The sequence below is a fragment of the Roseateles sp. Mitsp63 genome (assembly GCF_059491535.1).
The window spans coordinates 551137-571959 of record NZ_CP168509.1 but is presented as its reverse complement, the minus strand read 5'-3'; the positions used below and the strand labels follow the sequence as shown (position 1 = coordinate 571959).

Genomic DNA, 20823 nt, shown 5'->3' with positions numbered 1-20823 from the left:
CGGGTGCTGCCGGTGCAGCCTTTGGCTTGGAGGGCCTCATGGAAGGGTGGCCTCGAGGTTTGGCGTGAAGCGCTTGCGCGCCGCCCTCATCGTGCTGGCGCTGCCACGGGGCCGCGGTGCCCCTCCACTCCACCACGCAAACAAGAGAGCATCGGCCGCTCGGGTGTTCGATAACTGCTGGCGCTCAGCCTGGCGCAGCACGTTCGACTTGAACTCCGCGCTGCGGTACGGTGCCAGCCGCCTTTGCAAGCCTTCTTGCCTAGCGGCCCGGCCAAATACCTCTGAACAACTTCGAACTCGAAGCTCTCACTGTGCTTCGCCACGAAAAACACCCCATTGGTTGGACTTGCGTCCAACTTTTGGGGTGTAGATCACCGCAGGGCGCCTTCGCAAGGCCGGCGGCGGACCGCGTCAGGCCAAGTTCTTCGCCAAGAACGCTTCGACGCGGGTCCAGAAGTCCACGTTGTTGGGCTCGCGGCGCCAGCCGTGGCCTTCGTCGGGATAGACGATCCACTCCACGTTCTTGTTGTGGCCCTTGAGGGCGTCGCGCATCTTCTCGCCGTTGATCATCGGCACGCGCTGATCGAGCGCCCCATAGGCCATCAACACCGGCTGCTTGATCTCGGCGGCACGCTGCAGCGGCGACGTCTGCTTAAACTGTTCCGCATCCTTCTCCGGATCACCGATGAGCCGCCGCCGTCCGGTGTCGGGTCCGCCGTAGCGATTGAAGTCGGTCCAGGTCACGGTGAACATGAAGTTCGGATCGGTCACCCCCACCCAGTTGACGCCGCAGCGGAACAATTCCGGCTCCTTGGCCAGGCCCATCATCGTCAGGTAGCCGCCGTAGCTAGCACCGGCGATGCAGATGCGCTTGGGATCGACCTTGCCCTGCTGGATCAACAGCTTGACGCCGTCGGTGACGTCATCCTGCATCGCCAGACCCCACTGCTTCCAGCCCGCCCGGAAGAGTTTGTCGCCGAAACCGGTGGACGCCCGCGGCGCCGGCATGAACACCGCATAGCCGCGAGAGGCGAGGAACTGAACGACAGGGTCCCAGCGCATGTGGATCGGACGCACCCATGGGCCGCCGTAATGGAGCACGATCAGCGGCGGCTTGCTGTCGCCGGCTGGCAGCGTCAACTGCGCCGGGATCTGCATGCCGTCACGGGCGCTATAGCGGAAGAAGGCGGTCGGCCTCATCTCCGGAACCTTCACCCAGGGCCGCGTGGCGCCCAGTCCCTGGAATTTGTCCTGCTTGACCTGGTAGAGGTAATAGCGGCCCGGATCCCGATCCGAGGACGAACTGACCAGTGCCACGCGATCATCGTCGGTCCCGCCCACCTGGAGGGCGTTGACGGTGTCGGGCAGGGCCTTGTCCACTGACGCCTGCAGCGCAGCACGCTCCTCGTCGATCCAGTAGGTGCCTCGCTCGATCGCCTCGTAGGAGATGCCTAGGAGCTTGCCCTCGCTGCGATCCCAGAGCAGGCCGATGTCGTCCGCGTCGAAACCCTTGATCGCGAACACAGGCGTCGGGTCCAGCTTCCGGGTCTTGGGATCGAACGCGTAGAGGCCGCTGGTGTCGCCGCCGTTGTTGGCCACGACGTAGATCCGGCCGTCCGGTGCGATCGACTGGGGCTTGATGGCCTGGGCGGTGTCATCGTCCTTGTAGCTGTAGACCGGCGTCCATGGTGCCTCCTCGGTCTCGCGGAAATGGATGGTCAGGGTCTCGTCGACGTAGCTCACGCAGCAGCGGGGCACGCCCTTGCCGTCGATGAGCCACTGCTGGGCATTGCCCGGGCCGCCCACCGTCATCGGCGAGAAGCGCCCGGTGCGCGTGTTGACCCGGTACATCGTCGACGACGACTTGCCCTTGGCCTGATAGGAGTAGGCCACCACCCGGATCTCGTCGGTCAGCTCGCCCTTCTCCACGATCCGCGAGTGCACCGTCGAGCCCGCGGGCAGCAGCTTGCCGCCTTCGGTCATAAAGGCACGTTCCGCCAGGGTCACGAAGTTGCTGGCGTCGGCGTCGATGGCGAACAGGCCGGCCGCGCCGAGCTGGTCTGCGCCGCGCTGGCGGTCGGAGATGCCGAAGGACAGCCGGGTGTTGTTCACCCAGCTCAGGTCGCCGACGTCGCCGTCGGTGAAGTCCGTGATGATCTTGACCTTGCGTGTGGCCACGTCGACGACGACGATGTTCGCGCGCCCCTTGGCCGTGATGCGGGTCCCGGCGACCAGCTTGCCATCCGGCGAGAGGCGGGCGCCGCTGAGCACTGGATTACGGAAGAAGTCCTCGACCTTCATCGAGGATGCCGGCGTCTGCGCGGCGGCCAGGTCGGGCAAGCCGGCCAGCGGCGACAGCGTGACCGCCGTCACCAGGGCGCGGCGTCGGGTATCGGGTTGCGAGCTTTTCATGGATCGATGGATTGGAAATAGAAAAGGGCGCCGTCGCCGGCGCCCTTCAAGTGGTGATCAGCGCACTTCCCGTATCAACGGAAGGTGTACTTTGCACCCAACTGGAAGTAGCGGCCGCGGTTGGTGTACAGCTCCGCGAAGCCCATCTGCGTGTAGGTGTTGCTCAGCGCGTTGGTCAAGCTCAGCGGAGGCATGCGGTCGAAGACGTTTTTGACCGTAAGGCTCAACTCCAGGCTCTTCACGCCGGAGTACACCACCTGCACGTCACCTTCCTCATGGTTGCCGACCTTGCGCGTGTTCTGGGCGATCGGGAACGGCTTGTCCGTATCCCAGAAGCCGCCCACGGTACGCCACTGCAGGTTGGCTGCCCACGGGCCCATCTCGCTCTGAATGATGAAGTTGTTGCGGAAGCGCGGCGTTGCGTAGGTGCCCGAGTACTCCGCCCAGTCATCGCCAGCGGCCTGGCGGGTCTTGTTGGTGAAGTAATACGACAGCAGGTTGCGCAGCGTCACGTTGCCGACCGGCGTGGCGCCCAGGCGCCAGCGCGCATCGACGTCGACACCCGAAGTCTGGCGCTCGGCGATGTTCTGCAGGTTGGTGAAGATGTTGAAGCGCGGACCTTCCTTGTTGAACAGGCCCTGGTCAATCGCGGAGGAGATCGTTGGTGCGCTGATGTCGTTGGTCTTCTCGATCTTCCACCAGTCGACACTGGCGTTGAAGTCCTTGGACAGCTCGAACACCGCGCCTACGTTGAAAGTCTTGCCCTTCTCAGGCTGAAGATTGGGGTTGGCGCCGTTCACCTGGAAGGCGTTCACCAGGCAGCTTTCCTCGCCGGTGGCCGGGTCGACGTTGACCGTCACACCCAGCTTGCGGCAGGAGTCCGGATCGGTGATCGTCGTCGCGCCCTGCTCCTGCGCACCGAACAGCTGCTTCAGCACCGGCGCGCGGAAGCTCCGGGTGAACGAACCACGGAATGCCAGTTGCGGGGAAACAGTCCACTTCAGGCCCACGCGCGGGCTGGTGGCATCGGCGTTGGGGTACTTGTCGTAGCGGACTGCGGCCTGCGCCTCAAGCGACTTGAAGACCGGGATGATCAGTTCGGTGTAGACAGCTTTGTAGGTACGGCTCGCTTCGACGGCGGCCTGGGCGATTCCGCCGACGACCTTGCCTGCCTGTTGCAGGGCATCCGGCTCGTCGGACAGCTTCTCGTGGTTCAGGTTCACACCGACCGCGAACTGCAATGGGCCGGCCGGCAGCGAATACAGGTCGCCCGCGATCTGGGCATTGAACGTCTCCAGGATCGACTTGCCGACACGCTTTGGGTTGACCTTCAGGCTTTCGACGAACGCCGGGTCATTGGTGCTGACGGTCGGATTCAGCAGGCCACCGCCGGTGGCGTCGGCCCACAGATCGGCGTTGTAGTAGTTGTGGTCCTGGTTGGTGACCTTGCTCTCGCCGCGCGACACCGCGACCTTCCAGTCGTAGTTGCGCCAGGTGCCTTGCAGGCCGGTGGCCAGGTTCAGGAAGTCGGACTTGCGATCGGTGATGCGCGGGCCACCCTGCATGAAGCGCCCAGCGATGTACACCTTGCCGGTGCCGTTGCCGTTGGCGTCCTTGATCTCATAGGGCTGCTGGTTCGCATTGGTGATCGGAACGATGAAGTAGTCCGGCACCGGGTGCGCCTCGAAGTGGTCCTTCGAGGTCGAGTAGGTGGCCTCCAGGAACGCGCGGGTGTCGTTGTTGATCTGCAGGTTGCCGATGGCCATGGCACTGACGCGGTCGGCTCCGTTGTAAGCGGTCAGCAGCGACTTGTTGAAGTCGTAACGGCAGATGTTGTTCGCGCCGAGCGAATCGGCCGGGCAGGTCGTGTAGGGCACACCGACCAACGCCCCCGTATCCGGGTTGATCACGTTGCCGTAGGGCGAGAACGAACTGCGCGCGTCTGACGAGCCGAAGCGGCGGAAGTCCACCGAGCTCGACAGCGATCGGTCGGAACGCAGGATCGGATCGCGTTTGAGGATGTCCAAGCCGAACAGCACGTTGTAGCGATCGCTGCTCAGGTCGCCGAAGCCGGCTGACAGGCCGGCGCGCTTCTCGGCGCCGTCTCCGCGGCTCGAGCGGCCGTAGCTGCCGCTGAGCTCGATGCCCTGGTAGTCGGTCTTGGTGACGAAGTTGATGACGCCCGCAACCGCATCGGCGCCGTAAAGCGCGGAGCCGCCGTCTTTCAGGATCTGGATCTGATCGATCGCGCCGATGGGCAACGAATTGATGTCGAATGCGGCGCCCGCGCCCGACGAGTCGTACAGCGCGTTGACTGGCAGGCGGCGGCCGTTCAGCAGGATCAGGACCTGGCTGGTGCTCAGGCCGCGCATGCCAATGTTGGCGGTGCCGGAACCGGCTGGCGAATTGGAGGCCAGTTCGCCTTGGTCGAAGATGTCGATCGACGGGATCGAGCGCAGCAGTTCGTTGACGGTGGTGGCCCCGGTACGCTCGATCTGCTTGCGCGAGAGCACTTCCACCGGGGAAACACCTTCGGCATTGGTGCGTTTGATCGCGGAGCCAACGACCTCGACCCGTTCCAGTTGCTGCGCCGGTGGGGTGTCGGCCTGCTGTGCCTGCGCGAAACCCGCCAGGCCGCCAAGTACCAGCAGGGCGGCTGCGGAGAGAGTAGTACGTTGATGCATGTGTGCTTCCCGAAATGAGCTGTGGAACCTTTGCGAACCACTGCAGACAGCGAAGCGGCCGATCCCGGGTTGGGAGGACTCGCCGATGACTGTTCCGAACCAGCAATTTTTTGGCAGTCCGCCTTTTCGCCCGTCCGGGAACTCTCTAGGTCACAAGTGAGCGGACCCCCGTTCCGTGTATCACTTTGGTGACAGAGCCATGCCTTAAGTCATTGACTGGCAAGGCTTCTTTGCTTTCGGGCCATCCTGTCCGGTGAGATTCGTAAAGTTAAATTGCGGACGCTTCCGTGCCCGCACGTTGGTATCCGGCAACGAAATGTGGAGAAATGCATCGGGTTCACCCTGAGGCTCGGCCGCGAAACCGCGCTGGCGGGTTGGAACTCCGTTGCTTCCTGGCGACCGCCTGTCGTGATGCAACAACATTCCCCGAAACTGGTGTCAGGGTTTTCCTGGATTTATCGCCATCGGTAAATGCCAGTCGCCCCCATCTATTACTAAGCGCACCCGAGCAACAAAAGTACATCGAGGGATCTGCACACTGCGCTGAGTCAGGGATACCCCTTGGCTTTTTTTGTTACGCCGCTCTGACAAGACCGGGTAACCCAATAGGAGTTGCAGAGATGTACAAGCTGAACGCGGTGAGCCTGGCAGTTGCCGCCACCATTGCGGCCGCGTCCTTCCCGACGCTGGCTCAACAACAGGACCAGACGCAGCTTGAGCGCGTCGTGGTCACGGGCTCGGCCATCAAGCGCATCGACGCCGAGACCGCCGTCCCGGTGACGATCGTCAAGATGGACGATCTGAAGAAGTCGGGCATCACCTCCGTCGAGCAGGTCATGGCCAGCCTGTCGTCGGTGCAGTCCTCGACCAACACCACCCAGTCGGTGGGCTCGAGCAGCGGCGGCGCGTCCTTCGCCGACATGCGCGGCATCGGCGCCGACAAGACGCTGGTGCTGCTGAACGGCCAGCGCATCGCCAACAACGCGGTGGACGGCTCGGCGCCCGACCTGAACATGATCCCGTTCGCGGCGATCGACCGCATCGAAGTGCTGCGCGACGGCGCCTCGGCGCTGTACGGCACGGACGCCATCGGTGGCGTCATCAACTTCATCACCAAGTCCAACCTGCAGGGCGGCTCGATCACCCTGGGCCTGGACCAGCCCGAGAAGACCGGCGGCAAGTCGCGCAACTTCAACGTGGCCTACGGCTTCGGCGACCTGCAGAAGCAGGGCTTCAACCTGTTCGGCTCGGTCTCCTACCGCAAGCAGGACCCGATCGGCGGCACGCAGCGCGACTTCAACCAGCGCATGCCCGGCGGCCTGTCGTACAGCACCGCGCCGGCCAACTACACGCAGGACAACGCGCAGTTCTACAACCCGGTCGGCAGCGCCTGCAACGGCACGTCGATGGTCAACTCGAACGGCGTGTGCAAGCTGGTCACGTCCTCGTTCGTGGACTTCTCGCCCAAGGTCGAGACCACCTCGGGCCTGCTCAAGGGCAGCCTGCTGGTCAATGACAGCCTGACGCTGGGCGCCGAGCTGTTCGCGACCCGCAACACCGTCACGACCTTCGTCGCGCCGGTCCCCTACGGCGGCTACGAGGTCAATCCGGGCACCGCGTTCTACCCGACGCCCCCGGCCGGCTCGAACATCGACCCGACCAAGCCGGTGCTCGTCTACTGGCGTGACTTCCCCAACGGCTCGCGCGGCCAGACCAACCGGAACAACCAGCAGCGCCTGATGTTCACGGCCGACGGCAACGCGCTGGGCTGGGACTACTCCGCCAACGTGTCCTACAACCGCAGCAAGGTCGACCAGTACCTGGTGAGCGGCTACGCGGACGGCGACCTGATCGGCGCCGGCCTGGCGGATGGCCGCATCAACCCGTTCGGCGACCAGACCGATGTCGGCACCGCGCTGCTGCAGCAGGCCGCGCTGAACGGCCTGCTGGAATCGGCCAAGGGCACCGTCACCACGGTCAGCGGCCACGCCAGCCGCGACCTGGCGGACTGGTTCAGTGCCGGCCGCGCCGCGCAGCTCGCGCTGGGCGCCGAGTTCCGCCGCGAGAACTTCAAGTCGGCCGCCAACACCGACTTCGCGACCAAGGTCTCGGCCTCGACCGGCGTGGACCCCAACTCGCTGGCCGAAGGCTCGCGCAATGTCTACGCGCTGTACGGCGAGCTGAACGTGCCGGTGCTGAAGTCGCTGGACGTGACCGGTTCGCTGCGCTACGACAAGTACAGCGACTTCGGCAGCTCGACCAATCCCAAGGTCAGCTTCCGCTTCCAGCCGATGAAGGAACTGCTGGTGCGCGGCTCGGCGTCCACGGGCTTCCGGGCGCCGACGCTGTATGAGCTGTATGGCAGCCCCGCCTACACGAACACGGCCGGCAACTACCCGAACCCGCTGCTGTGCCCGGATGGCTCCACCGGCAACCAGTGCGACGCGCAGTTCCAGGTGCTGAACGCCGGCAACAAGAACCTGCGTCCGGAGAAGTCCAAGTCCGCCACGCTGGGCTTCGTGTACGAGCCGATCGCCAACGCCAGCTTCGGCGTGGACTTCTGGTGGGTGCACCTGAAGGACAAGATCGGCTCGATCCCGCAGTTCGCGCTGTTCAACAACTACAGCAACTACCCGGCGCTGCAGCAGTACTTCCACTTCGGTCCCGGCAACACGCTGTCGATCGCCAGCAACTGCCCGGGCGCGGATTGCGGCTATGTCGACCAGACGCTGCTGAACCTGGGCAAGGTGCGCACCAACGGCGTGGACCTGAGCGCCCAGTACCGCCTGAACAGCGCGGTCGGCCAGTTCGACTTCGCGCTGAACAGCACCTACATCGCCAAGTACGAGTTCCAGGACTTCAAGGATGGCTACTGGGTGCAGAACGTGGGCACCTACGGCGAGTCGGGCCCGATCTTCCGCTGGCAGCACAACCTGACGACGAACTGGAAGTACCAGGACTTCGGCGCCGGCGTGACGATGCGCTACAAGTCGGGCTACGTCGACTTCGATCCGACCACGCATGCCCGCGTGCCGTCGTACACGACCTTCGACCTGTTCGGCAGCTGGGCGCCGCGCAAGGACATCTCGCTGGTCCTGGGCGTGCGCAACCTGTTCGACCGCGCGCCTCCGTTCACCAACCAGGAAGACCTGTTCCAGGGCGGTGGCTGGGATTCGCGCTACGTCGACCCGACGGGCCGCGCCTACTACGTCCGCGCGACCTACTCGTTCTGATCGCCGGCCGCGGCGGCCCTTCGCGGCCGCCGCGGCGACGCGGACACGAGGCAGAAGCGGGAGGGGGAACCCTCCCGCTTTTTTTTCGTTCGGCGGGCTCCCTAGAATGTCCGACTTCCGTCATCCGTTCCAAACGCATCCATGTCCGACGAGTCGTCCCCGGGTCTGCCCGCCGCCTGCCAGGTCCTGATCATCGGCGCCGGCCCCGCCGGCAGCGCCGCCGCGCGCTGGCTCGCCAAGGCCGGCCTGGACGTGGTGCTGGCCGACCAGCAGCCGCTGGGCCGCGACAAGATCTGCGGCGACGGCCTGATCCCCGACGCCCATCAGGCGCTGGAGCGCCTGGGCCTGCTCGAGCGCGTCATGGCCAAGGCGCAGCGCTCCGCCCACGTCGGCTGCATCGGCCCGCGCGGCGGGCGCATCGACGTGCCCGGCCACCTCGCCGTGCTGCCGCGCAAGCAGCTCGACGAGATCCTCAACCTCGGCGCACAGGAGGCCGGCGCGCGCTTCCTGGCGCCGGCGCGCTTCGAAGCGGCGCTCGAGGACGCCCAGGGCCGCGTGCGCGGCGCCCGCCTCACCATCGACGGCCAGTCCCGCGAGATCACCGCCGACTGGGTCCTCCTGGCCACCGGCGCGGTGCCCAAGGCGCTCACGGCCGCCGGCATGTGTGAGCGCCACACCCCCAGCGGCGTCGCGCTGCGCGGCTACGTGCGCGCGCCGTCGCTGGTCGGCGAGATCAAGGCGCTCGAGGTGGTCTGGTGCAAGCCGGTGCAGCCGGGCTATGGCTGGATCTTCCCGGCGCCGGACGGCAGCTTCAACATCGGCGTGGGCGTCACCGACAGCCACAAGGACCTGGGCGGCAAGGGCCGCAAGAAGGACGTCAACCTGCGCGCCATCTTCGACGCCTTCGTCGAGCACTACCCGCCCGCCAAGCGCCTGATGGCCGAGGGCGAACTGATCGGCGAGCTCAAGGGCGCGCCGCTGCGCTGCACGCTCAAGGGCGCGCGCTGGACGCGGCCCGGCCTGCTGGTCACCGGCGAGGCGGCGGGCTCGACCTACTCCTTCACCGGCGAGGGCATCGGCAAGGCCATGGAGACCGGCCTGCTGGCCGCCGAGGCCATCCTGGCGCACCGCGCCGACGACGCGCGCGTGCGCGAGCAGTACGAGCAGGGCCTGCGCGCGCTGCAGCCCAAGTACGACCTCTACGAGCGCGGCAATCGCGTCAACCGCTTCCCGTGGCTGGCGGACCTGCTGATCTGGCGCGCCAAGAAGAGCCCGCGGCTGCTGCGGCGCATGAGCGGCGTGCTCAACGAGACCAGCAACCCCGGCAACCTGGTGAGCCTGAAGGGGCTGACCCGGCTGTTCCTCGAATGATGTCTTGAGCGAGGTCCGCCATGTGCCAGCTGATGGGCATGAATGCCCGCCGACCGACCGACGTGATGTTCAGCTTCGCGGGCCTCGCGACGCGGGCGCATGAGCACAAGGACGGCTTCGGCATCGCCTTCTTCGAGGGCCGCGGCCTGCGGCACTTCGTCGACCATCACAGCGCGCGCGTCTCGCCGCTGGCGGAGCTGGTCAAGACCTATCCCATCCGCAGCGACGTCGTCATCGCCCACATCCGCAAGGCGACGCAGGGCGTCGTGTCGCTGGAGAACACCCATCCCTTCGTGCGCGAGCTGTGGGGCCGCTACTGGGTGTTCGCGCACAACGGCGACCTGAAGGGCTTCGCGCCGCGGCTGCATGCGGCCTTCCGGCCGGTGGGCCAGACCGACAGCGAGCAGGCGTTCTGCTGGCTGATGCAGGAGCTGGCCAAGGCGCACGCGACGATGCCGGCCATCGACGAGCTGAACCACACGCTGCGCGAGCTGCTGCCGCAGCTCAACCGGCACGGCACCTTCAACATGTTGCTGTCCAATGGCCAGGCGCTGTGGGCGCATGGGTCGACCAAGCTGCATTACCTGCTGCGCCAGCCGCCCTTCGGCGCGGTGACCCTGCAGGACGAGGACCTGACGGTGGACCTGGCCGCCAAGACGACGGAGGACGACCGCATCGCGATCGTCGCGACCGAGCCCCTCACGCGCGGCGAGCCCTGGATCCCCATCGAGCCCGGCACCCTGAAGGTCTTCGTCGGCGGCGAGCCCCAGTGCTGAGGCGCGCCCGGGCGGGCTGCCCGGCCCGCACAGCCCTCCAGTCATCCCCTGGAGCCGCCACTCGCCGCATCCAGGGCCGGTCCCTGGCCCCCTGTCCTAGACTCGCCGCATGACCACGCCCATCGCTCCCGCTGAAGCCGGCGGCAAAGCCGGCGCGAATATTCGAGCCGGTGCCCGCGCCGATGGCCATGCCGATGCCGACGCCGAACGGGGCCAGGTGCGTTTCGACTGGGGTCATCTGCTGTTCCCCGGCCCGCGCCGCAGTTTCAGCGATGCCGAGATCGCGCGCTCCGGTCTGAAGACGTGGTCGACCGGCATCGACTGCTACGTCTTGAGCAACGTGCTGGTGCTCGGTCTGGTGTTCTACACGATGCTGCCGCGCCACCTGGCGCATGTGATCCTGATTGGGGGGCTGGCGGTGGCCGCGGCGGGGCTGAGCGTCGCGCGCTGGCTCTGGCGGCAGCCGACGCGCACGCGGTTCAACGTGGCCACGATGGGCGCCGGCGTGGTGATGCTGCTGGTCACGCTGATCATGGTGAAGCTGGGTTACCGCGAGGAGGCGCGTGCGCTGCTGCCCTTCGGCGCGGGCGGGATGACGCTGACGGTGTCCTCGTGGTGGTTCCTGACGCTGTACCGGACGCAGCAGCTCGGCGCCCGTCTGGCGGAGCTGGAGGCGCAGGAGGAGCGTGTCGCGCTGGCGCAGCGGCTGGCGACGGCGCAGATCCAGCCGCACTTCCTGTTCAACACGCTGGCGTCGCTGCAGCACTGGGTGGACACGCGCGACGATCGCGCCGGGCCGATGCTGCGTTCGCTGACGCGCTATCTGCGGGCGACGCTGCCGATGTTCGAGCAGGACCGGCTGCCGCTCGAGCAGGAGCTGCAGATCGTGCGCAGCTACCTGGACATCATGCAGGCGAGACTGGGGCAGCGGCTGACCTGGTCGCTGGACCTGGACGAGTCGGCCGCGGCGGCGATGAGTCATGCGAGCCTGCCGCCCGGCACGCTGCTGACGCTGGCCGAGAACGCGATCACGCATGGCATCGAGCCCAGCCTGCGCGGCGGGCACATCGCGGTGAGAGCGAAGGCGCTCGAGGGGCGGCTGCGGCTCGAGGTGCAGGATGGCGGCCAGGGTCTGGCGCCGGGCGCCTGCGACGGGCTGGGGCTGGCCAACACGCGGGAGCGGCTGCAGGCGCAGTTCGGCGCCCGCGCGTCGCTCGGCCTGGAGCCGGCGCCGGCCGATGCGCCGGGATGCCTGGCCTGGGTCGAGGTGCCGGCCGCCTGATCCGACGAGCGGGCCGCGGACGCGGGAAGAACGACGAGGACGTCGACGAGAACCACGAGGGGAGACACGCATGACGACGAAGATCCGCACGCTGATCGCGGACGACGAGGAAGGTCCGCGCGAGCAGCTGCGCGCCGCGCTGGAACGGCTGGCGCCGGAGCTGGAGATCGTGGCCGCCAGCGTCAACGGCTGCGACGCATGGGACGACTGTCTCGCGCATGAGCCGCAGCTGTGCTTCCTGGACATCCGCATGCCGGGCCTCTCGGGCCTGGAGGTGGGACAGCGGCTGTCGCAGCTCGCGGAGCCGCCGCAGGTCGTGTTCGTGACCGCGTATGGCGATCACGCGCTGTCGGCCTTCGACGCCGGCGCGGTCGACTACGTGCTCAAGCCGGTCGAGGACGCGCGGCTGCAGCAGTGCCTGCAGCGGCTGCGACAGCGGCAGGCCGCGCTCGGCGCCGAGCCGGACGCGCCGGCGATGCCGGCGATGCCGCCCGAGACGCTCGACCTGCTGCGCCAGCTGCTGCCCGCGCAGCGGCCCTCGATGCGGCCGATCCAGGCCAGCCAGGGCCGCGAGATCCAGTTGATCGCGCCTGACGACATCCTGTTCTTCCAGAGCGACAGCCGCTACACGCGGGTCGTCCATCGCGACGGCGAGGCCTGGATCCGCACCGCGCTCAAGGAGCTGCTGAGCGACCTCGACCCCGGCGTCTTCTGGCAGGTGCACCGCTCGGTGCTGGTCAACAGCCGCTTCATCGCCAGCGCCACGCGCGTCGACGAGAACACGATGCAGCTGTCGCTGAAGGGCAGCGAGGAGAAGCTGCCGGTGTCGCGGCAGTTCCAGGGGCTGTTCAAGGGTCAATGAGACGGCTTCCAGCACTTCGAGTCAGTCCACCCACTGCAATCTTGGTGAGGTGACATCAACGGCACAGATATAGGCCGTACCACCCCCTCGCTCCTGAAAGAACACTGGTCAGGCAGGCAAATCCCGCCTGCCTTTCCAAGCAATTCAGGAGCAGACATGACTGAACTCGAACCTCATGAGATCGACATGGTCTACGGCGGTGACCACTGGGGGTATGAAGCGGCAGAAGACTGGGCCGCGATGGCGCGTAGCTATTCGTATGGGAGCAGCGGTTTCTGGGGGCCGTCCTACCCGTCCTGCACCAACAACATCGAGGTCCAGAACCGCACGGTGACCACGACCAGCAACGGTGGCCTGAGTTGCTCGACTTCCGGCAGTTTCCCCTTCTTCAATTGCACTCTGACGCCTAGGGAGGTAACGACGCACACGGCCAGCGTCACCCGCACCACCAACTGCAGCTACTGAGGAAGGCCATGGCACGTCGCTTCGCGGCGTGTCGCCCGATCCGGGCGGCCGCCCTGACTCACCTGTTCATCCGGTGCGGAGTTCCAGCAGCACTGATCGCGTCCACAACGTCCGCATGCGCAGACTGCGAAGCCACCGTCATCGAGACTCCGGCGCTGGTGGCCTTCGAGGGCTGCATTGATCAGCAAAGCGCAAGACTGCTCATTCGAGCGCTGGATCGGCATCCGACGTCAGCGCTGCTCGTCAAATCCGGCGGCGGTGACGTCAACGCGGCGGTCGAGGCTGCGACCGTGATGGCACTCCTGCGAACGCGCCTGATCATCCGGGGCCAATGCCTGTCGTCCTGCGCGAACTACTGGCTACCCGCCGCGGCTTCCGTCGACGTGGAAGAAGGCAGTGCCATCGGCTTCCATGGCGACGCGAGAACGACCTTTGGCCATGACCCGCTGCCCCCGTCCTTGGGCGCTGAAGCGCAGTACGGCATGGCCTTGGTACTGGAACAGGAAGCAGACCTGGGCAAGGCCGTTCCGAAGGTTGACGATCTCCATGCACTGCAGGCGATCCGCAGGAGCAAGGAGCCCCTCCGGGTTCATCTGCATGGTCATTGGCAGCGGTGCCCGGGACTCGCGCTGCCAGCGGTGTGGGCCCCTACGCTGGCGCTACTGCAAGCCTTGGGGATCGTGAGCCGCGTCATTCCACGGGATCACGCCTTCGAGCCAAGGATTGCATTTGGCCATGACATTCATCCGATGACCGCTGCCGACGATGACGCCGACCCTGCGGCTCGATGCGTATGCACCGACGCTCCGTGATCACCCGAGAACAGGCGCGAGCGCCGGCTTCGCAAATGCAGGACGCTCGCTTGGCATTGGCCGCTGAGCGCGACCTCACGCGCAAACGCGACGAGCCCTTGGCGATATGGCTTGACCATTCACTCGCTCATTCAGCCGACACCTTGTGCGTGGACAAATACGGCCGCTTGTCCCTGAGCCCATCCGTCAGCGCGACCCCCGTCGACCTCGCCGAGGAGATCGTGTCGCCTGCTTGGCGACAGCGTTACCACGAAGGTCTTCACCACTTCGCGGAAATCGGTCGTGCGCTGCGGGCGCTCGAGTTCAGCCTCCGCCATGCCCGGTCTCCGATGGGTCGCATGCTAAGCCTGGTCCGAACCGCCACGGGCTTGGGACGCTTTCGTGTGCTGCAGGGTCGTCACGGCGTGACGACGGGATTCTTCATCTGGCTCCATCTGTCGGAACGGACGGTGGAGCGATTGCGCCTCGATCCCTTCGGCCCCCTGCATCCCTCCGAGTGGAATGAAGGGACCCATCTTCGGATCCGCGATGCCAGCTTCCTGGCTTCAGGAATGGTGGCGTGGGTGAACTCGCAGGTCTTGGACCGCGGCAGTGATGATTGATCGTCTGATCCAAGCCGTTCTCAGTGAGGAAGCTGGGCACGTCGCGGTCCAGCTCGAGAAGATTCCCGATGCCCGCGCGCTCTATCGACCTGAAGGCGCGACCAACCCGGCTGCCTCCACGCCGCACGCGTGGCGATTGGCACAACCTGCCCGGAACGCAAGCTCTTCGAAGGAGTCTTCAGGCCTGGCCGATCGCTATGGCGGCTCGGGCATTGGCCGCAATGGCGGAAGCGGACGAAACGTCGTCATCGGAAAGGTCCAGGTCAAGGGGGTGGGGCGGACACCGCTGGTGAGTCCTGACACGCCCGCATCCCATGCTTCCGGAGGCGCTTATCTCGAGGAATGCATCCGAGAGGCCATCTTCTCGGGCGTCGTCGCGCACGATTTCCCCTATAGCGCCGTTCCCGTCGAAGAAATCGTGGACACCGGCGAATGTCAGTCGTGGCCCGACCCCGTTCAGCCCACCCGCGAACGTCGCGTTCTGCTGGTACGGCCGCTCTTCGTGCGGCCAGCACATTTCGAGCGCGCGCTGAGCTTTGATCTCCCGCGCCGCCTGCAGGCGTGCAAGGATCATGAACGCGTCGCTGCAGTGCTCGAAAGAAGCGCTTCCGCCCTGGGACCTGATGCCTTCGTCGCCTTGCTCGACAGTTTCTGGCCCAAATGGGCTCACCAGCTCGCGTACGGCTTCGTCCATCGACTCTCGCACGGCAACAACACGAGCTCGAACATCGCCGTCGATGGTCGGCTGCTGGATTTCGGAGCGGCGAGCACCTTGCCGTCCTGGGCCAACACGGCTTCGTCCTACTTCCACGATCCAGTAGCCACGCGCTTCAACTGCATCGCTCAGGCCATTCGCTCGATCTCGTACTACATCGGTCGCCATCTGGGCTGGCAGCTGGTGCGTCCCGCCGATGTGGAAAGGAAGATCGAACGCTGCGCGGAAACATTCCGACGAGCCATGGTCTTCGAAGTCCTGCGCCTTTCGGGCGTGCCCGACCCGATGGCCTTCGAGGTCGTCACCGGCGCGCGTCGTGAAGACGCCGTGGCCGGGGTCAGGGCGGCCATCGACGGCGCTCAGCAGGTTCAACTGGATCTTCTTGAGCCGACACCAATGGGTCACGTCGATTGGCCGATGGCCAGGCTCTGGGAACGCGAGCCGCCTCACAGCCTTCGATTGCTCCGCCGCTTCCTTCACTCCCTGATCGGCCGCTCGCTACGAGAGGAATGCCGGCAGACACATGCGCGCTTGTCGCGGACTCGGTCGGAGCTGTTCAAGCCACATCTCCGGCAATCCATCTTTCGGACGATCGATCTTCAGAACGACGGGCGCCTCGGCGCGGAGGCATCGTTTGTCCAAGCGTTCATCGGCGCCCACATCGAGCGAAACCTTCTTGAACGGGCGCCCGCCGGAGTGGACCCTGCGCGCGTCATCGCCCCGTTCGGCAGCAGTGCTCGCTGAGGGCAGCCGGCCGCAGGCCCAGCGTCCGCGGCATGCCACCACCCCTCTTACCCCCTCGCCCGCCTGCGGGAGGGGTGAGGGCCGGAGAGGAACTCAGCGCGGCACGCTCGAAGCGCAAGCGCGTCAGCGAGCCGCCGTCTGCGCCGGCGCCTCGGTGTCGATGCCACCCGCCAGCGCCTTGTACACGCCCACCAGCGAGGTCGCCGCCGCCGTCTGCGATTGCGCCAGCTGATTGCGCGCGGTGAGCAGCTCGCGCTCCGCGTCCAGCACCGCGAGGAAATCGCTGATGCCGACCTTGAAGCGCTCGCGCGCGATCTGCGCGGCGCGTTCCGCCGAGACCGCCGCGTCGAACAGCGCCTGCGCCTGCTGCTGGCTGCGGTTGTAGGTCACCAGCGCGCCCTCGGTCTCCTCCAGCGCCGCGAGCACCGTGCGCTCGTAGCTGGCGAAGGCCGCATCGTTGCGCGCGCCCGCCGCCGCGATCTGCGCGCGGATGCGTCCGAAGTCCAGCAGGTTCCACACCAGCTGCGCGCCCAGGTTGTACGCATAGGCCGGACCATCATTCAGGTCGCCGATCCGCGTCGCGTTCTGGCCGATCGTGCCGCCCAGCGTGATGCGCGGGAACATCGCCGACCTCGCCACGCCCACCCGCGCCGCCGCGGCGGCCGCCTGCGCCTCGGCCGCGCGCACGTCGGGACGGCGGCGCAGCAGATCCTCCGGCGTGCCGATGCGGTCCAGCGCGATCGTCTTCAGGCCCGGCAACGGCTTGACGTCCGACAGCTCCACGTCCAGCGCCGTCGGCGGCTGCCCCGTCAGCACCGCCAGCCGGTAGCGCGTGCGCGCCAGCGCCATCTCCAGCGCCGGCAGCGTCGCCGCCGTGCTCTGCACCAGCGCGCGGGCGCGCTCGGTGTCGAAGCCCGTGCCCCGGCCCGCCTCCTGGCGCCCCGCGACCAGCTTCAGCGCGCCCTGCTGCGTGTCCAGCGACTGCTGCGCCACGCGCAGCTGCTCCTGCAGTCCGCGCAGCTCGAAGTAGTTGCGCGCGACCTCCGCCGCGACGCTCACCTGCGCCGCGCGCAAGCCGGCCTCGCCCGCCAGCAGATCGGCCGCGGCGGCCCGGCGCTCGTCGGACAGGCGGCCGAACAGGTCCGCCTCCCACCGCACGTCGAAGCCGACCGAGAACGCATTGTTGGTCTGCGGGTTGCCCTGGTAGTCCGGCGCCCGCACCCGCGCCGCGCCGGCATTCAGGTCCACCGTCGGGAACAGCTGCGCGTCGGCGAAGCGCGACAGCGCCCGCGCCTCGCGCAGGTTGGCCGCCGCGATGCGCAGGTCCGTGTTGGCCTGCAGCGCGCGCGTCATCAGCCCATCCAGCCCGCTGTCGTTGAAGCCCTGCCAGAAGCGGCCCACCGGCGCCTGCGCCAGCGTCGCCGCGTCACCTTGCGGCGCATTGGCGAAGCCCGGCGCCAGCGGCACCTCGGACTGCCGGGGCGCCGGCGCCGTCGAGCAGCCGGTCAGCGCCACCGTGGCGGCCGCCGCGGCGGCCATCAGAGAGACTCGGAAGAACATCATGCGTGCCCCTTCGGCGACGTGCCCTTGGGCGGATCGGCGTCGTCCACGCCCGGATGGAACGGATGCGCCGCCGCATCGATCTGGTGCCGCAGCTCCGCCGCGTGGGCGCGCTGCTTCTCCGTGCCCTTGCGCAGCAGCGAGTAGAAGACCGGCGTCAGGAAGATGCCGAACAGCGTCACGCCCACCATGCCCGAGAACACCGCGATGCCCATCGCGCGGCGCATCTCGCTGCCCGCGCCCGAGCCCAGGATCAGCGGGATCACGCCCGCGCAGAACGCGATCGAGGTCATCAGGATCGGACGCAGCCGCATGCGGCAGGCGTGGATGATGGCGTCCATCATGGACTCGCCACGCTCCTCGAGCTCCTTGGCGAACTCCACGATCAGGATCGCGTTCTTGCACGCCAGGCCCACCAGCACCACCAGCGCCACCTGCGTGAAGATGTTGAGATCCCCCGACTGCATGAACGGCGGCAGGTGCGACAGCCACACCCCGAACAGCGCGGACAGGATGCACATCGGCACGATCAGGATGATCGCCAGCGGCAGCGTCCAGCTTTCATACTGCGCGGCCAGCACCAGCACCACCAGCAGCACCGAGATCGCCAGCACCGCCGCCATCGTCGGGATCGAGACGCTGCCCGCCTTGATGTCGCGCGTCAGCCGGTCCTGATAGGTCAGCTCGGTCCACTCGTAGGTCATGCCGCGCGGCAGGTTCTTCAGCCGCTGCTCCATTTCAGCCTCGGCCTGCCCGGTCGAGAAGCCCGGCTTGGCGGCGCCGTTGATGTCCGCGCTCGGAAAGCCGTTGTAGCGCGTCACGCGCGTCGGGCCGAAGGTCGGATCGACGTTCATCAGCGCGCCCAGCGGCACCATCTCGTTGCGCTCGTTGCGCGTCTTCAGGTCGGTGATGCTGCCGGCATTGGCGCGGAACGGCGCGTCCGCCTGCACGATCACCTGGTAGGTCTTGCCGAAGCGGCTGAAGTCGTTGACGTACAGCGAGCCGAGATTGATCTGCAGCGTGTCGTAGATGTCCTGCAGCCTCACGCCCATCTGCTTGGCCTTGGTCCGGTCGACGTTGGCGAACAGCTGCGGGACGTTGATGTCGTAGGTCGAGAAGGGCGTGCCGATGCCGCTCTTCTGGTCGCCGTAGATCGGCCCCAGCGTGCCCCAGATGGCGCCGTAGAGCGCCTGCTCGCCCAGACCCGAGCGGTCCTGCACCTGCACCTTGAAGCCGCCGGCATTGCCCAGCCCGTCCACCGCGGGCGGCGGCACGACGAACATGCGCGCGCCCTGGATCTGCTGGATCGCGCCGTTGACCTTGCCCAGGATCGCGTCCTTGGACAGGTCGGACGAGGTGCGCTTCTCGAAGTCGTCCAGGCCGAAGAACACGATGCCTTCGTTGGGCGCGGCCGAGAAGCCCGCGATCGACAGGCCCGGGAAGGCGATCGAGTCACGGATGCCCGGCACCTTCAGCGCGATGTCGCTCATGCGCCGGATGACCTCGTCGGTGCGGTCCAGCGTGGCGCCGGCCGGCAGCTGAGCGATGCCGATCAGGTACTGCTTGTCCGGCGCCGGCACGAAGCCCGACGGGATGCGCGTGAACAGCAGCGCCGTCAGGCCCAGCAGCACCGCGTAGACGATCAGCGCGGCCGACTTGCGGCGCAGGATGCCGGTCACGCCGCGGCTGTAGCCCTCGCTGCGGCGCTGGAAGAAGCAGTTGAACCAGTGGAAGAACCGGCCGAACAGCTTGTCCATCACCTTCATGATGGGGTCCTTGGGCGCGTCGTGCGGACGCAGCAGCAAGGCCGCCATGGCGGGCGACAGGGTCAGCGAGTTGAACGCCGAGATCACCGTCGAGATCGCGATCGTGACCGCGAACTGGCGATAGAACTGGCCCGACAGGCCCGGGACGAAGGTCAGCGGGATGAACACCGCGCACAGCACCATCGCGATCGCGATGATGGGCCCGGAGACCTCCTGCATCGCCTTGATCGTCGCGGCATGCGGCGTGAGCCCGTCCTCCAGGTTGCGCTCGACGTTCTCCACGACCACGATCGCGTCGTCGACGACGATGCCGATCGCGAGCACCAGGCCGAACAGCGTCAGCGTGTTGATCGAGTAGCCCAGCAGCAGCAGGACCGCGAACGTGCCCACGATGGACACCGGCACGGCCAGCAGCGGGATGATCGACGCGCGCCAGGTCTGCAGGAAGATGATCACCACCAGCACGACCAGCAGCACGGCCTCGATCAGGGTCTCGATGACCTTCTCGATGGACGTGGCGACGAAGCGCGTCGGGTCATAGACGATGTCGTAGCTGACGCCGGCCGGGAAGTTGGCCTTGAGCCGCTCCATCGTCGCGCGCACGTCCTTGGAGATGTTCAGCGCATTGGACTGCGGGGCCTGGAAGATGCCGATGCCGACCGCTTCCTTGTTGTTGAGCAGGCTGCGCAGCGCGTAGGTGCCCGGGCCCATCTCGACGCGGCCGACGTCGCGCACCCGCACCAGGCCGCCGGTGGCGGTGTCGGTGCGGATGATGACGTCGGCGAACTCTTCCTCGGTGACGAGGCGGCCCTGCGTGTTGATCTGCAGCTGGAAGTCGGTGCCCTTGGGCGCCGGCGGCGCACCGACCACGCCCGCCGCGACCTGCGTGTTCTGCTCGCGGATCGCATTGGTGACGTCGGTGGCGGTCAGGCCGCGGCCGGCGAGCTTGGCCGGATCCAGCCAGATGCGCATCGCGTAGTCGCCGGAGCCGAACACCTGCACCGAGCCCATGCCCTGCACGCGCAGCAGCTCGTCGCGCACCTGCAGCTGCGCGTAGTTGCGCAGGTACAGGGCGTCGCGCGAGTTGTCCGGGCTGACCATGTGCACCACCATGGTCAGGTTGGGGCTGGACTTCTCGGTCGTCACGCCGATCTGCCGGACGATGTCGGGCAGGCGCGGCAGCGCGCGGTTGATGCGGTTCTGCACCGCCGTCTCCGCGGCTTCCGGATTGGTGCCGATCTTGAAGGTCACCGTCAGCGTCATGCCGCCGTCGGCGGTGGCCTGGCTGTCGAAATACAGGACGTTTTCCAGCCCGTTGATCTGCTCCTCGAGCGGCGTGGCGACCGTCTCGGAGATCACGCGCGGGTTGGCGCCGGGGAACTGGGCGCGCACGACGACCTGCGGCGGCGCGACCTCGGGGTACTCGGAGATGGGCAGGCGGAAGATCGCCAGCAGGCCCACCAGGAAGATGAAGATCGAGAGGACCGACGCGAAGCGCGGCCGCTCGATGAAGAAGCGGGAGATATCCATGAACGACCT

Annotated in this window: 13 protein-coding genes; 9 read left to right on the top strand and 4 right to left on the bottom strand. The window is 66.9% G+C overall.

Annotated features, from left to right (window positions below; all coding sequences use genetic code 11):
• Nucleotides 1-411 precede the first annotated feature (411 nt).
• Both ACEN96_RS02480 and ACEN96_RS02475 read right to left on the bottom strand, forming a co-directional pair.
• Nucleotides 412-2340 carry an alpha/beta hydrolase family protein gene (locus ACEN96_RS02480; RefSeq protein ID WP_495586472.1) on the bottom strand — a complete coding sequence of 643 codons (1929 nt, stop codon included), beginning with the start codon at nucleotides 2338-2340 and terminating at the stop codon, nucleotides 412-414.
• 146 nt (nucleotides 2341-2486) lie between these two features.
• Nucleotides 2487-5096 carry a TonB-dependent receptor plug domain-containing protein gene (locus ACEN96_RS02475; RefSeq protein WP_495586471.1) on the bottom strand — a complete coding sequence of 870 codons (2610 nt, stop codon included), beginning with the start codon at nucleotides 5094-5096 and terminating at the stop codon, nucleotides 2487-2489.
• A 620-nt stretch (nucleotides 5097-5716) separates the two neighbouring features.
• Between ACEN96_RS02475 and ACEN96_RS02470 the strand changes: the two genes are divergently transcribed.
• From ACEN96_RS02470 to ACEN96_RS02430, 9 genes are all read left to right on the top strand, one after another.
• Nucleotides 5717-8329, top strand: coding sequence for a TonB-dependent receptor (locus tag ACEN96_RS02470; RefSeq protein ID WP_495586470.1), 2613 nt, complete (start codon nucleotides 5717-5719; stop codon nucleotides 8327-8329).
• A gap of 141 nt (nucleotides 8330-8470) precedes the next feature.
• Nucleotides 8471-9700 (top strand): NAD(P)/FAD-dependent oxidoreductase, encoded by a 1230-nt coding sequence (locus ACEN96_RS02465; protein ID WP_495586469.1) that lies wholly within the window; start codon nucleotides 8471-8473, stop codon nucleotides 9698-9700.
• A gap of 20 nt (nucleotides 9701-9720) precedes the next feature.
• Nucleotides 9721-10476, top strand: coding sequence for a class II glutamine amidotransferase (locus tag ACEN96_RS02460; protein ID WP_495586468.1), 756 nt, complete (start codon nucleotides 9721-9723; stop codon nucleotides 10474-10476).
• A gap of 109 nt (nucleotides 10477-10585) precedes the next feature.
• Nucleotides 10586-11758: a sensor histidine kinase gene (locus ACEN96_RS02455; protein WP_495586467.1), complete on the top strand. Its 1173-nt coding sequence runs from the start codon at nucleotides 10586-10588 to the stop codon at nucleotides 11756-11758.
• A 70-nt stretch (nucleotides 11759-11828) separates the two neighbouring features.
• On the top strand, nucleotides 11829-12620 hold the full coding sequence (locus ACEN96_RS02450; protein ID WP_495586466.1) for a LytR/AlgR family response regulator transcription factor: 792 nt from the start codon (nucleotides 11829-11831) through the stop codon (nucleotides 12618-12620).
• A gap of 156 nt (nucleotides 12621-12776) precedes the next feature.
• Nucleotides 12777-13085 (top strand): hypothetical protein, encoded by a 309-nt coding sequence (locus ACEN96_RS02445; protein WP_495586465.1) that lies wholly within the window; start codon nucleotides 12777-12779, stop codon nucleotides 13083-13085.
• Nucleotides 13086-13093: 8 nt separating this feature from the next.
• Nucleotides 13094-13897, top strand: coding sequence for a hypothetical protein (locus ACEN96_RS02440; RefSeq protein WP_495586464.1), 804 nt, complete (start codon nucleotides 13094-13096; stop codon nucleotides 13895-13897).
• A 50-nt stretch (nucleotides 13898-13947) separates the two neighbouring features.
• Nucleotides 13948-14499 carry a hypothetical protein gene (locus ACEN96_RS02435; RefSeq protein ID WP_495586463.1) on the top strand — a complete coding sequence of 184 codons (552 nt, stop codon included), beginning with the start codon at nucleotides 13948-13950 and terminating at the stop codon, nucleotides 14497-14499.
• Nucleotides 14492-15958, top strand: coding sequence for a hypothetical protein (locus ACEN96_RS02430; RefSeq protein ID WP_495586462.1), 1467 nt, complete (start codon nucleotides 14492-14494; stop codon nucleotides 15956-15958). Before ACEN96_RS02435 ends, ACEN96_RS02430 begins: the two co-directional genes overlap by 8 nt.
• A gap of 123 nt (nucleotides 15959-16081) precedes the next feature.
• Here ACEN96_RS02430 and ACEN96_RS02425 read toward each other — a convergent pair whose 3' ends face one another.
• Nucleotides 16082-17521, bottom strand: coding sequence for an efflux transporter outer membrane subunit (locus ACEN96_RS02425; RefSeq protein ID WP_495586461.1), 1440 nt, complete (start codon nucleotides 17519-17521; stop codon nucleotides 16082-16084).
• Nucleotides 17518-20814 (bottom strand): efflux RND transporter permease subunit, encoded by a 3297-nt coding sequence (locus tag ACEN96_RS02420; RefSeq protein ID WP_495586460.1) that lies wholly within the window; start codon nucleotides 20812-20814, stop codon nucleotides 17518-17520. The genes ACEN96_RS02425 and ACEN96_RS02420 overlap by 4 nt, the downstream gene beginning before the upstream one ends.
• Between the last annotated feature and the right edge of the window lie 9 nt (nucleotides 20815-20823).